This window comes from Pseudofrankia inefficax, assembly GCF_000166135.1.
Taxonomy (GTDB): domain Bacteria; phylum Actinomycetota; class Actinomycetes; order Frankiales; family Frankiaceae; genus Pseudofrankia; species Pseudofrankia inefficax.
The window spans coordinates 3735490-3749213 of sequence record NC_014666.1; the positions used below are offsets into that span (position 1 = coordinate 3735490).

The window sequence follows — 13724 nt, forward strand, 5'->3', positions numbered from 1 at the left end:
GTTCAGGGTGGCTCGTCATTCGACGGAGTTGTCGTCGACCAGCGCGAACAGCTCCTCGTCCGAGGCGGCGTCCAGGTCGATCTCGTCGCCGCCGTCCGGACCGGCCCACTCGTCGAGCTCGGCCCAGTCCCCGGACCGCCGGGCCCACTCGTCGGCGAGGGCGCGCAGCCGGGCCGACAGGTCGGCCTGGCCGGGGTCGGGTGGCGCGTCGGCGAGCACGGCGGCCTCAAGAGCGGCCAGCGCGTCGCGGACGGCTTGTCCGCCGGCCTCGGTGGGGCGACGGGAGCCGTTGGGGGGACCGGAGCGGCCACCGCCGCTCGGACTGGCTGGCGCCAGCTCGACCGTCGCCAGTTGGGGGGCCAGGTGGGCCGCGACCGCGTTCGGGGTCGGGTAGTCGAAGACCAGGGTCGCGGGCAGGGCCAGGCCGCTGTCGGCGGCCAGCAGGTTGCGCAGCTCGACGGCGGTGAGCGAGGTCAGCCCGAGCTCGCGGAACGCCAGGTCGGCGCTGGGCCGCTCGGCCTCCTCGAGATCGTCCAGGGCCAGCACGCCGGTCAGCGCCTCCAGGACGTGTTCGAGGACGGCGGCCTCCCGGTCGGCCCCGGTGAGGCCGGCGACCCGCTCGAGCAGCCTCGGCCGGTCGTCGTCGTCCGCCTCCAGGCCGTCCGGGCCGGACTCGACGGGACCGCCGAGGCTCGTCGGGGCGTCCAGCCAGTAACGCCGTCGTTGGAAGGCGTACGTGGGTAGGTCCACCCGGCGTGGCGCCAGGCCCGCGAAGGCCTGGGCCCAGGCGACCTCCACGCCCCGCGTCCACAGCGCGGCCAGCGCGGCGTAGAAGCGCTCCAGGCCGCCCTCGTCGCGGCGCAGCGTGCCGGTGAAGACGGCGGTGGCGGCCCCGGCCGCGTCGGCGCTCTCCTGGACGCTGAACCCGAGAACCGGGTGCGGGCTGACCTCGACGAACACGGTGTGCCCCATGGCCAGCAGCGCCTGGGTGGCCGCGAGCAGACGCACCGGTTCGCGCAGGTTGCAGTACCAGTAGTCGGCGTCCAGCCCGGCACCGTCGACGAGCTCGGCCGTGACGGTCGAGAGGATCGCGGTCTCGCCGGGCCGCGGGGCGAGCCCCGCCAGCGCGGCCGACAGCTGCGCGCGGACCGGCTCGACGTGCGGCGAGTGGGAGGCGAACGAGCTGGGCAGCACCCGGGCCCGCACGTCCTCGGCGGACAGCTCGGCGACGAGCTCGCCCACCGCCGCCGTCTCGCCGGCGACGATGCCGCCCGACGGGCTCGTCACCCCGGCCAGCCAGAGCCGGTCCGGCCACCGCGAGAGCCTGGCCTCGATCTCGTCGCTCGGCAGCGCGACGGCCGCCAGCCGGCCGTGCTCCAGCAGCGGCACGGTGATCTGGCTGCGCAGCGCCACGACCCGGGCCGCGTCCTCCAGGCTGAGTGCCCCGGCCACGGTGGCCGCGGTGATCTCGCCCTGGCTCTGCCCGAGCACCGTGTCCGGCCGGACGCCGAAGGACCGCCACACCTCGGCCAGCGCGGTCAGCACTCCCCACAGGGTGGGCTGGAGCACCTCGATCGCGTCCAGGGAGGGAGTGCCGGGCCGGCCGCGCAGCACGTCGACGAGCGAGAACCCGACGTGGGGGGCGAGCGCCCGGTCGCACTGGGCGATCCGCTCGGCGAAGGCCGGGGCGGTGTCCAGCAGCGCCTCGGCCATCCCGAGCCACTGCGAGCCCTGACCGGGGAACAGGAACGCGGTCTTCCCCGGCTCGCCGGCCGTTCCGGTCACCAGGTTCGGCGCGTCCCGCCCGTCGGCCAGCGCGCGCAGCCCAGCGAGGAGCTCGGCCCGGTCGGAACCGATCACTACGGCCCGCTCGACGAAGCGCGCCCGGGTCGCGAGCAGGGAGTGTCCGACGTCGGCCAGGTTCAGCTCGGGGTCGGCCTCGACCGCGTCGGCCAGGCGGGCGGCCTGTGCCCGCAGCGCCTTGCGGGTGTGGCCCGACAGCACCCAGGGCACGACGCCGCGCGCCGGCCGTTCCGGGTCGACCGGGTCGGCTGGGGGTGCCTGCTCCAGGACGACGTGCGCGTTGGTGCCGCTGACGCCGAACGACGACACGCCGGCCCGCCGGGGAGCCCCCGTCTCGGGCCAGGGCCGGGCCTCGGTCAGGAGCTCCACCGCGCCGGCGGTCCAGTCGACCACCGGCGTCGGCCCGTCCACGTGCAGGGTGCGCGGGAGCAGGCCGTGCCGGATGGCCTCGACCATCTTGATGACGCCGGCAGCGCCGGCGGCAGCCTGGGTGTGCGCGATGTTGCTCTTGACCGAGCCGAGCCACAGCGGTCGGTCGGCCGGCCGGCCCTGGCCGTAGGTGGCCAGTAGGGCCTGGGCCTCGATCGGGTCGCCCAGCGGGGTGCCGGTGCCGTGAGCCTCGACCGCGTCGACCTGATGCGGCGCGAGGCCCGCCGCGTCCAGCGCGGCCCGGATCACCCGCTGCTGCGACGGCCCGTTCGGCGCGGTCAGCCCGTTGGACGCCCCGTCCTGGTTGACCGCCGTCCCGCGGACCACGGCGAGCACCGGGTGGCCTGCCGCTGTCGCGTCGGAGAGCCGTTCGACCAGCAGCAGTCCCAGGCCCTCGCCCCAGCCGACCCCGTCGGCCGCTGCCGCGAACGCCTTGGCCCGCCCGTCGGCCGACAGCGCCCGCTGCCGGGAGAGGTCCACGAAGGCCGCCGGCGACGCCATGATCGACACGCCGCCGGCCAGGGCCAGGTCGCACTCGCCGGTCCGTAGCGACTGGACGGCGAGGTGCAGTGCGACCAGGGAGGACGAGCAGGCGGTGTCGATGGTGACCGCCGGGCCCTCGAAGCCGAAGGTGTAGGCGATCCGCCCCGAGGCGACGCTGCCGGCGGTGCCGTTGCCGAGGTAGCCCTCCAGCGCGGGCGGCGCCTGCGCCAGCCGGGAGGCGTAGTCCTGGTACATCACCCCGGCGAACACGCCGGTCCGGCTGCCGCGCAGCGTCGCCGGGTCGATGCCGGCCCGTTCCAGCAGCTCCCAGCTCGCCTCCAGCAGCAGGCGCTGCTGCGGGTCGGTGGCCAGGGCCTCCCGGGGGGAGATCTCGAAGAAGCGGGCGTCGAAGTCGGCGACGTCGCGCAGGAAGCCGCCCTGGCGGGTGTAGGTCCGGCCGAAGGCGGCCGGGTCGGGGTCGTAGAGCGCGTCGGTGGGCCAGCCCCGGTCGGCCGGGAACTCGGAGACGGCGTCGGTCTCCTCGACCAGCAGCCGCCACAGGTCCTCGGGTGAGCCGACGCCGCCGGGGAAGCGGCAGGCGGCGGCGACGATGACGATCGGGTCGTCGTCGGGCCGGCCGGGCCGCCGCCGGGCTGCGGTCGCGGCGGTGGGCGCTGTCGGTGCCGGGGAGTCCGCCAGCCGTTCCAGCAGGTGGGCGGCGACGGCGGCCGGGGTCGGGTAGTCGAAGGTGAGGGTGGCCGGCAGCCGCAGGCCGGTCGCCGCGTCGAGCCGGTTGCGCAGCTCGACGGCGGTGAGCGAGTCGAACCCCGCGTCCGCGAACGGCCGTCGGCCCGAGACGTCCTCGACCGGGGCGCCGAGCACGACGGCCACCTCGGCGCGGACCAGGTCGAGCGCGAACGCCTCCCGGTCGGCCGGTGCCAGCCCGGCCAGCCGGCCGGCCAGGGCGCCACCGGGCCGCGCGGCGGCGGGTTCGCCGGTCCTGCCGCCGGTCCCGTTGAGGGTCGCGGCGGTGGGCACCGGCCGTCGCTGGCCACGGACCAGGCCGCGCAGCGGGGCCGGCACGCCGCCGGTCGCCCGGCCGACCGCCGCCAGGTCGAGCGCGGCCGGGACGACCAGTGGCGCGTCCAGAGTGAGGGCGGCGTCGAACAGGGCCAGCCCGTCGGCCGCGCTCAGCGCCACCAGGCCGGCCCGGGCCGACCGGGCGCGGTCGGCGTCGGAGAGGTGGGCGGTCAGCCCGCTGCGCGGCTCCCACATTCCCCAGGCCAGTGACGTCGCGGGCAGGCCCTCGGCCCGCCGCCGCGCGGCCAGGGCGTCGAGGAAGGTGTTGGCCGCGGCATAGGCGCCCTGCCCGGGGCCGCCGACGATCCCGGTCACCGAGGAGTAGAGGACGAAGCCGGCCAGACCGGCCGTCCGGGTCAGCTCGTGCAGGTGCCAGGCCGCGTCGGCCTTCGCCCGCAGCGCCTTCGCGACGCGGTCCTCGGTCAGCGACGCCAGCAGCCCGTCCTCGATCACGCCGGCGGTGTGGACGACGGCGGTCAGCGGGTGCTCGGCGGGGATCGCGGCGAGCAGGGCCGCGAGCGCGTCCCGGTCGGACACGTCCACGGCCGCCGCCGTGACCTGGCCGCCGGCCTCGGCGAGCTCGCCGAGCAGCCGGCGGGCGGCCTCGTCGCGGTCCCCACTGCGGCTGGCCAGCACCAGGTGGCGTAGGCCGTGGCGGGTGACGAGGTGGCGGGCGAGCAGGGCTCCGAGCGTGCCGGTCCCGCCGGTGATCAGCACCGTGCCATCCGGGTCCCAGCCCAGGCCGATCGGCTGCTCCCCTGGCGGAACGGCCCGGACCAGGCGGGGGATGAGCGCCCGCCCGGAGCGCAGCGCCAGGCGCGGCTCGCCGGCGGCGACCGCCGCCGCGACCGCGCCGGCCAGGGCGTCGCTCGACGCCTCCGAGCCGTCGGTGTCGACCAGGACGACGGTGTCGGGCGCCTCGGCCTGCGCCGAGCTGACCAGTCCCCACACCGCCGCGAGGGCTGGGTCGGGCACGTCCTGGCCGCCCGCGTCGACGCCGCCCCTGGTCAGGACGACCAGTCGAGCGGCCTCGTCGGGCCGGCCGTCACCGAGCCGGTCGGTGACGGCGTGCAGTGCCTGAGCCGTGGCGGCGTGGGCGGCGTCGGGCGTCGTCGCGCCGGCCTGTGAGTCGATCTCCAGGACCCTGAGTTCGGGCGCGCTTCCGCCGTCCGCGGCCGGGGCCTCGATCCAGTCGAGGGTGAACAGGGCGTCGGAGCGCCGGTCGCCGGGCCGCCGGCCGGCCGGGACCCGCCGGGAGCGCAGCCGGTCGATCGACAGGACGGGCGCGCCGGTCCCGTCGGCGATCCAGGCCGTCGCCGCGTCGGGCGCGGACGCGACCAGCCGGACCCGGACCGCGTTCGCGCCCACCGCGTGCACGCGCACGCCGTCCCAGGCGAACGGCAGCCGGTTCTCCCCGGGGGGCAGGTCGGCCAGGCCGCGCAGGGTGCCCAGGTGCAGGACCGAGTCCAGCAGCGCCGGGTGCAGGCCGAACGCGCTGGCCGCCGGCCACTCGCCGGCCGGCAGCTCGGCCTCGGCGAAGATCTCCTCGCCCCGGTACCAGCCGGCCCGCAGGCCCGCGAACGCCGGGCCGTAGGCGAGGCCGGCCACGCGCAGCTGGTCGTAGAGGTCGGACACGTCGGCCGGGACCGCTCCCGGGGGCGGCCACTCGGCCAGGTCCCAGTCCGCGGCCCGGGCGTCGGGCTCGCTGGTGAGGAAGCCGGTGGCGTGCCGGTGCCAGTCCGCCGTCTCGGCGCCGGCATCCCGGGCGTGCACCTCGACCGGATGCCGCCCGCTGCCGTCGTCAGGGCCGACCCTGACCTGGATCTCGGCCGTGCCGTCGTCGGCCAGGGTGAGCGGCTCGACGATGACCAGCTCGGCCAGGACGTCCAGGCCCGCGTCCCGGCCGGCCCGCAGGGCGGCCTCGACGAAGGCCGTGGCCGGCACCAGGACGGTCCCGGACACGACGTGGTCGAGCACCCAGGGATGGTCCAGGCCGGAGATCGTGCCGACCGCGAGCGTCGTGGCGTCGCCGGCCAGGGTCGTCGCCCCGGTCAGCAGCGGGTGCCCGGTGGCCCTCAGACCGGGGGCGGTCGCGCGCGGGCGGGGGACGTCCAGCCAGTAGCGGCGCCGCTGGAAGGGGTAGGTCGGCAGCTCGGCGACGACCGGGAGGCGTCCGGCGAGGTCGGTGAACACGGCGTCCCAGTCCAGCCGCGCGCCCCGCGTGTACGCCTGGGCCAGCGCGCCGACGACGGTGGCCGGCTCGGGCCGGTCGCGGCGCAGCGCCGGGGCGAACACGGGCCGGGACGCCTCCCCGCCCGCGCCGGTCAGCGCGTCGGTGACGGTCTCCTCGGCCAGGGCGGACAGCGTCCCGTCGGGGCCGAGCTCCAGGTACGCGCTGACCCCGGCCCGGTGCAGCTCGGCGACGACGTCGGCGAAGCGGACGGCGCCCCGGACGTGGCGGACCCAGTACTCCGGGTCGGTCAGCTCGGCGGCGGTCGCGATCGTCCCGGTGAGGTTGGAGACCACCGAGATGGCCGGCGCGGCGAAGGACAGGCCGGCGACGACCGCCCGGAACTCGGCCAGCACGCCGTCGACATGCGGCGAGTGGAAGGCGTGGCTGACGGTGAGCCGCCGGGTCTTGCGGCCCTCGCGGGCGAAGGTCTCGGCCACGGCGAGCACCGCCCGCTCGTCCCCGGACAGCACGACGGAGCTCGGCCCGTTGACCGCTGCCAGGTCGACGCCGTCGACGCCGGCCAGGGCGTCCCGCGCCTCGGCCTCGGTGGCGCGCAGGGCGACCATCGCCCCGCCGGCCGGCAGCGCGGCCATCAGGCGGGCCCGGGCGGCCACCAGGGCGGCCGCGTCCGGCAGGGCGAGGACCCCGGCGACGTGCGCCGCCGTGACCTCGCCGATCGAGTGCCCGGTCACGTAGTCGGGCCGCAGCCCCCAGGACTCGAACAGCCGGAACAGGGCGGTCTCCACCGCGAACAGCCCGGTCTGCGTGTAGAGGGTCTGGTCGAGCTCGCCGTCGCCGACCCCGGCGGCGCCGAACACGACGTCGCGCACCGAGTGCCGGGCGTGCCCGGCGAGGTGGCGGTCCAGCTCGGTGGCCACCGCGTCGAACGCCGCCGCGAAGGTGGGGAACGCCCGGTACAGCTCGGCGCCCATGCCGATGCGCTGGCTGCCCTGGCCGGTGAACAGGACGGCGAGGGCGTCGGAGCCCTCGGCCGCGCCCCGGGCCGTGTTGGCGTTGGCTGGCTCTGCGGCGTCGTCGCCGGCGGTCAGCGTGTCCAGCGCCGGCAGGGCCGCCTCGGCCGTCGCGGCGACGATCACGGCCCGATGTTCGAGCGCGGTCCGGGTCGTCGCCAGTGAGTAGGCGATGTCGGCCGCCGCCGCTGGCCGCTCCCGCAGGTGGGCGGCCAGCGCGCCGGCCCGGGCGGCGAGGGCGGCCGGGGTGTGGGCCGTGAGCACCCAGGGCAGCGGGAGCTGATGGGTGTCGGCTGGGGCCGCGCCGGCCGGGGCCGGCGCCGGTTCGGCCGGCTCGGGGGCCTGCTCCAGGATGACGTGGGCGTTGGTGCCGCTGATGCCGAAGGAGGAGACGGCGGCCCGCCGGGGGTTCTCGCCCTCGGGCCAGGGCTGGGACTCGGTGAGCAGCCGGACGGCTCCGGCGTCCCAGTCGACGTGCGGGGTCGGCGCGTCGACGTGCAGGGTCTTCGGCAGGACGCCGTGCCGGATGGCCTCGACGGCCTTGATGACGCCGGCCACCCCCGCGGCGGCCTGGGTGTGGCCGATGTTGGACTTCACCCCGCCCAGCCAGGCCGGCCGATCGGCCGGCCGGTCCCGGCCGTAGGTGGCGAGCAGCGCCCGGGCCTCGATCGGGTCGCCGAGCGTCGTGCCGGTGCCGTGCGCCTCGAGGAGGTCGACGTCGGCTGCGGTCAGCCCGGCGCTGGCCAGTGCGGCCCGGATGACGCGCTCCTGGGCCGGGCCGTTGGGTGCGGTGAGGCCGTTGGAGGCGCCGTCGGAGTTGATCGCGCTGCCCCGGACCAGGGCGAGCACCCGGTGCCCGTTGCGCTGGGCGTCGGAGAGGCGCTCCAGCAGCAGCAGGCCGACGCCCTCGGCCCAGCCGGTGCCGTCCGCCGCGGCGGCGAACGGCTTGCACCGCCCGTCGACGGCCAGGCCACGCTGGCGGGAGAACTCGGTGAAGCCCAGCGGCGACGCGACCACCGTGACCCCGCCGGCCACCGCGAGCGCGCTCTCCCCGGACCGCAGCGAGGCGGCGGCCAGGTGCAGCGCGACCAGCGAGGCCGAGCACGCGGTGTCGACGGTGACGGCCGGGCCCTCGAAGCCGAAGGTGTACGCGATGCGGCCCGAGGCGACGCTCGCCGCGTTGCCGGCGCCGATGTAGCCCTCGACGGCCGGCGGCACCTCGGTCAGCCGCCAGGCGTAGTCCTGGCCGTTCGTCCCGATGAACGTGCCGGTCCGCCCGCCGCGCAGGGTCGCCGGGTCGATCCCGGCGCGTTCGAGGAGCTCCCACGTCGTCTCCAGCAGGAGGCGGTGCTGCGGGTCGGTGGCCAGCGCCTCGCGGGGCGAGATGCCGAACAGCTCGTTGTCGAAGCCGGCGATGTCGGCCAGGAACGCGCCGTGCCGGGTGTAGGACGTGCCCGGCGTGTCGGGATCGGGGTCGAACAGCCCGTCCAGGTCCCAGCCTCGGTCGGTGGGGAACTCCGTGACGGCGTCGCCGCCGGCCGCGACGAGCCGCCACAGCTGTTCGGGGGAGTTCGCGCCGCCCGGGAAGCGGCAGGCGGTCCCGACGATGGCGATCGGCTCGCGCCACTGGTCCTCGGCCTCGCGCAGCCGGGCCCGCGTGTCGTGGAGTTCCGCGCTCACCCGCCGGAGCAGGTAACGGATCTGGTCGTCGCTCATTGCTGGCCGCTTCTCTTTCGCTGTCGGTGGCGGAGCCGTGCTGGGGGCCGCGCTCCCCGAGGGGGCGGCGGGGGCCCTGGCGGGGCGTCAGGAGATGCCGAGTTCCTTGCCGATGAAGTCGATGAGCTCGTCGTCGGACGCGGCGGCCAGCTCGTCGGCGACCGCTGCCGTTCCCGTGCCGGCTGGGGCGCCGGGGGAGGCCGCCGAGTGGGCGGCGGCGGGCGCCGGGACGGTCACGGCCGGGCCGGCGGCCGGCGCCAGCTCGGCGAACAGGTGCTCGGCCAGCGCGGCTGGGGACGGGTGGTCGAAGACCAGGGTCGTGGCCAGCCGCAGCCCGGTCTCGTTCCCGAGCCGGTTGCGCAGCTCGACCGCGGTCACCGAGTCGAAGCCCAGGTCGCGGAAGGGCACCCGGACGTCGACGGCGTCCGGGCCGCCGAACCCACCGATCGCGGCGACGTGCGCGCGGACCAGCCGCAGCACCGTGCGTCGCCCCTCGGCCTCGGGCAGGTCGGCCAGCCGGCCGGCCAGGCCCTGGCGGGGCGCGGCGGTGGGCGCGGCCGGCTCGATCGCGGCCGGCCCGGCCGGTGGCTGGCGCAGCAGGTCCCGGTAGAGCCGGTCGGGCTTGTCCCGCCACAGCACGTCCCAGTCGAGGTCACCGATGACGAGGTGGGTGGTGTCGTGGGTGAGGGGGTGGTGCAGGGCGGTGAGGGCGGTGGCGGGTGGCAGCAGCGTGAGGCCGCGGCGGGCCAGCTGGGCCTCGATGTGCGGCGCGGCGATCCCGCCGCCGGCCCAGTGCCCCCAGCCGATGCTGGTGGCGGGTTGGTGGTGGTGACGGCGGTGGTGGGCGAGGGCGTCGAGGTAGGCGTTGCCGGGGGCGTAGTTGCCTTGGCCGGTGATGCCGGAGATGCCGGCCATGGAGCTGAAGAGGACGAAGTGGGTGAGGTTATGCGTGTCGGTGTGGTGGTGGAGGTTGCGGGCGCCGTCGACTTTGACGCGGGTGGTGTTGTTGATTTGGGTGAGGGTGAGGTCGGTGGTGAGGGCGTCGTCGAGGATGGCGGCGGTGTGGTAGATCGCGGTGAGGGGTGCGTTGGGTGGGATGTGGGTCAGGGCGTGGGTGAGGTGGTCGGCGTCGGCGATGTCGCCGGCGATCAGGGTGGCCTGGGTGCCGGTGGCGGTGAGGTCTTTCAGGAGCTGGTCGGCGTCGGGGTGGTCGGGTCCTCGTTGGGAGAGCAGGAGGAGGTGGGGTGCGCCGTGGTGGGCGAGCCAGCGGGCGAGGTGCTGGCCGATCGCTCCGGTCGCCCCGGTGACCAGGCTGGTGCCGGTGGGGGTGAACGGGGTGAGGGCGGTGGCGTCGGGTTCGGTCATCGGCGCCCGCACCAGCCGGCGGACGCTCAGCCCGCCGGGCCGGACCGCCAGGTCGCACTCGTCGGTCTGCCCCAGGGCCGTGGCCAGCAGCTGAAGGCTGTCCTGGTCGATCGTCCCCGGTAGGTCGATCAGGCCGCCCCACCCGGCCGGGTTCTCCGCCGCCGCGCTGCTGCCCAGGCCCCAGACCATGGCCGCCTCGGGATCGGTCACCGGGTCGTTCGCCCCGGTCGTCACCGCGCCGCGCGTCACCGCCCAGATCGGCGCCGGGATGTCGCCGTCGTGCAGCGCCTGGATCAGGCCGACCGTGCCGGCCAGCCCCCACGGCACCGACGGGAAGTCCGGGTGGCTGCCCTCCGCCAGGCCCAGCAGCGACAGCACACCGCGTGGCGGCCCGGTCAGACCGGCCTTGACCAGCCCGGCCAGGGCGACCCGGTCGGTCGCGTCGCGGGCCACCCGCACCAGGACCGGGCTCGCTTCGCGCCCGGTCAGCACGTCGAGCAGCGCGCGCACCCAGGGGGCGTCGGCCAGCTCGTCGGGGACGGTCACCAGCCAGTCGCCGGTCAGCGGGGCGGGCTCGGCGGCGACGCGCTGCCAGGCGATGCGGTAGCGCCAGCGGTCGATGGTGGCGCGGGTGGTGTGCGTCTGGCGCCAGGCGGTGAGGGCGGGCAGGGCGGTGCCGAGGGCGGTGCGGGTAACGGGGTCGGTCGCCCCGAGCAGGGTGGCGAGGGCGTCGGGGTCGCCGGTCTGGAGGGTGTTCCAGAACTGGTCGGCCTGGTCGGCGGTGGCGGGGAGGGGCGGCTGCGCGGTGGGGGCGAGCCAGTAGTTCTGGTGCTGGAAGGGGTAGAGCGGTAGGTCGACGGGTTCGGGCGTGGGGGCAGGGTCTGGGTTCCAGATGACGGCGGCGCCGTGGGTGTGGGCGTCGGCTAGGGACGTGTGCAGGCGGGTCAGGGTGGCGTCGCCCCGGCGCAGCGTGGCGGTGATGGTGGCGGTGTTCTCGAGGATGTCGGTGAGGGCGGTGCCGAGGACGGGGTGGGGGCTGATCTCGACGTAGGTGGTGTGGCCGTCGGCCTTCAGGGCGTGGACGGCGTCGGTGAGGCGGACCGGTTGGCGCAGGTTGCGGTACCAGTAGTCGGCGGTGAGAGCGGCCGGGTCGGCGATCCCGGCGGTGACCGTCGAGTAGAGCGGCGTGTGGCCGGGGCGCGGGGTCAGGCCGCCCAGCTCGGCGAGGATGCGGGCGCGCAACGTCTCGACGGCTGGGGAGTGGGACGCGTAGTCCACCGGGATGACACGGGCGCGCAGCCCCTGGGCGGTGTAGCGCTCGACGATCGCGGTGATCGCGGAGGCCGGACCTGACACCACCGTGGTCGTTGGGCCGTTGACGGCGGCGATGCTCAGCCCGGTGCCGGGGTCCGCGTCGAGGTCGGCCTGGACGGCGTCGGCGGGCAGGGCGATCGAGGCCATGCCGCCGGTGCCGGCGATGGTGGCGATGGCCTGGCTGCGTCGGGCGATGGCGCGGGCGGCGTCGTCGAGGGTGAGGATGCCGGCGGTGGTGGCGGCGGCGATTTCGCCTTGGCTGTGGCCGAGGACGGCGTCGGGGACGATCCCGTGGGCTTTCCACAGTTCGGCGAGGCTGGTGGTGACGGCCCACAGCGCCGGTTGGACGACGTCGACGCGGTCGAGGGTCGGGGCGCCGGGTCGGCGGTAGAGGACGTCGAAGAGCGACCAGTCGACGTACGGCGCGAGGGCGTCGGCGGCCTGGTGCAGGTGGTGGGCGTAGCGAGGTGAGGTTTCGAGGAGGTCGGTGGTCATGCCGTCCCACTGGGCGCCCTGACCGGGGAAGACGAACACCACCCGACCTGGCGCGGTGGCCTGGCCGCGCACGACGTTCGCCGGCTGTTCCCCGGCCGCCAGCCCGTCGAGCCCCGGCAGATAGGGCGCCAGCCCTGGCTCCGAGCCGGGCTCGCGGCCAGGCGACGGCGGGTCGGGGATCACGACGGCCCGGTGGGACAGGTGGGCCCGGCCCCGGTCGAGGGTGTACGCGACGGCGGCCGGGTCGAGCTCCGGATGGGCCCGGACGTGCGCTGCCAGCCGGCCGGCCGCCACCGCCAGGGCATCGGGGTCGCGTGCCGAGAGCACCCACGGCGGGCGGACCGCCCCGACCGCGGCCACCGGCGGCAGCCCGGACGGCGCCGCCGCCGGCTCGGCGGGCGGCAGCGGCGCGGGTGCCTCCTCGATGATCACGTGGGCGTTGGTGCCGCTGATGCCGAACGACGAGGTGGCAGCTCGGCGTGGGCGCTCGCCCGCGGGCCAGGGCCGGGACTCGGTGAGCAGCCGGACGGCACCGGCGTCCCAGTCGACGTGCGGGGTCGGCGCGTCGACGTGCAGCGTCTTCGGCAGCACGCCGTGGCGCAGCGCCCCGACCAGCTTGATGATCCCGGCCACCCCGGCGGCGGCCTGGGCGTGGCCGAGGTTGGACTTCAGCGAGCCCAGCCACAGCGGTGCGCCGGCCGGCCGGCCCTGGCCGTAGGTCGCCAGCAGCGCCTGGGCCTCGATCGGGTCACCCAGCGGGGTGCCGGTGCCGTGCCCGTCCACCGCGTCGACGTCGGCGGCCGTCAGCCCGGCGTCGGCCAGGGCGGCCCGGATGACGCGTTCCTGCGCCGGGCCGTTGGGCGCGGTCAGGCCGTTGGAGGCGCCGTCGGAGTTGACCGCGCTGCCCCGGACCAGCGCCAGCACCTCGTGCCCGTTGCGCTGGGCGTCGGAGAGGCGCTCCAGCAGCAGCAGGCCGACGCCCTCCGACCAGCCCGCCCCGTCGGCCGCGGCCGCGAACGAGCGGCACCGGCCGTCGGGCGACATGGCCCGCTGCCGGGAGAAGAAGATGAACTCCTCCGGGGACGACATCACGGTCACGCCGCCGGCCAGTGCGAGCGTGCTCTCGCCGGACCGCAGCGACCGCAGCGCCAGGTGCAGCGCGACCAGCGACGACGAGCAGGCGGTGTTCACGGTCACGGCCGGCCCGGTGAACCCGTAGGCGTAGGAGATCCGGCCCGACGCCACGCTGGGGGCGTTGCCCAGGCCGAGGTAGGCCTCCAGCTCCCGCGGGGTGTGGTCGAGGCGGGCGTAGTCGTTCAGCGAGAGGCCGACGAACGCGCCGACGGGGCTGCCGCGCAGCGCGGTCGGGTCCACCCGGGCGTGCTCGAACGTCTCCCATGCCGTCTCCAGCAGCAGCCGGTGCTGGGGGTCGGTGGCGAGCGCCTCGCGCGGGGTGATGCCGAAGAAGCCGTTGTCGAAGCCGGCGACGTCCGGCAGGAAGGCACCGCGGTTGGTGTACGACGTGCCGGGATGGTCCGGGTCGGGGTGGTAGAGGGCGTCGACGTCCCAGCCCCGGTCGCGCGGGAAGTCCCCGACGACCTCGCGGCCGGCGGCGACCAGCTCCCACAGACTCTCGGCGTCGCGCACCCCGCCCGGGAAGCGGCAGCCGATCCCGATGATCGCGATCGGCTCGCGGTCGCGGTCCTGGAGCCGGCGCAGCCGCTCCTGCGCGTCGTCCAGCTCGACGGTCACCCGCCGGAGCAGGCGGCGGATCTGGTCGTCGCTCATCGCGTGGGGCCAGCCTTCCTGGTCAGGGACGTCGGGGTCGGGGGAGC

Annotated in this window: 2 protein-coding genes; both read right to left on the bottom strand. The window is 76.5% G+C overall.

Annotated elements, in window-relative coordinates:
• Nucleotides 1–15: 15 nt before the first annotated feature.
• Nucleotides 16–8715, bottom strand: a complete 8700-nt coding sequence (locus FRAEUI1C_RS15380) for a type I polyketide synthase (protein WP_013424228.1) — start codon at nt 8713–8715, stop codon at nt 16–18.
• 87 nt (nt 8716–8802) lie between these two features.
• Nucleotides 8803–13677: a type I polyketide synthase gene (locus FRAEUI1C_RS15385; RefSeq protein WP_013424229.1), complete on the bottom strand. Its 4875-nt coding sequence runs from the start codon at nt 13675–13677 to the stop codon at nt 8803–8805.
• Between the last annotated feature and the right edge of the window lie 47 nt (nt 13678–13724).

What these genes read in the sequence shown, in the direction of transcription:
- FRAEUI1C_RS15380 (WP_013424228.1), bottom strand. Translation starts at nt 8,715, where the DNA reads ATGAGCGACGACCAGATCCGTTACCTGCTCCGGCGGGTGAGCGCGGAA.
- FRAEUI1C_RS15385 (WP_013424229.1), bottom strand. Translation starts at nt 13,677, where the DNA reads ATGAGCGACGACCAGATCCGCCGCCTGCTCCGGCGGGTGACCGTCGAG.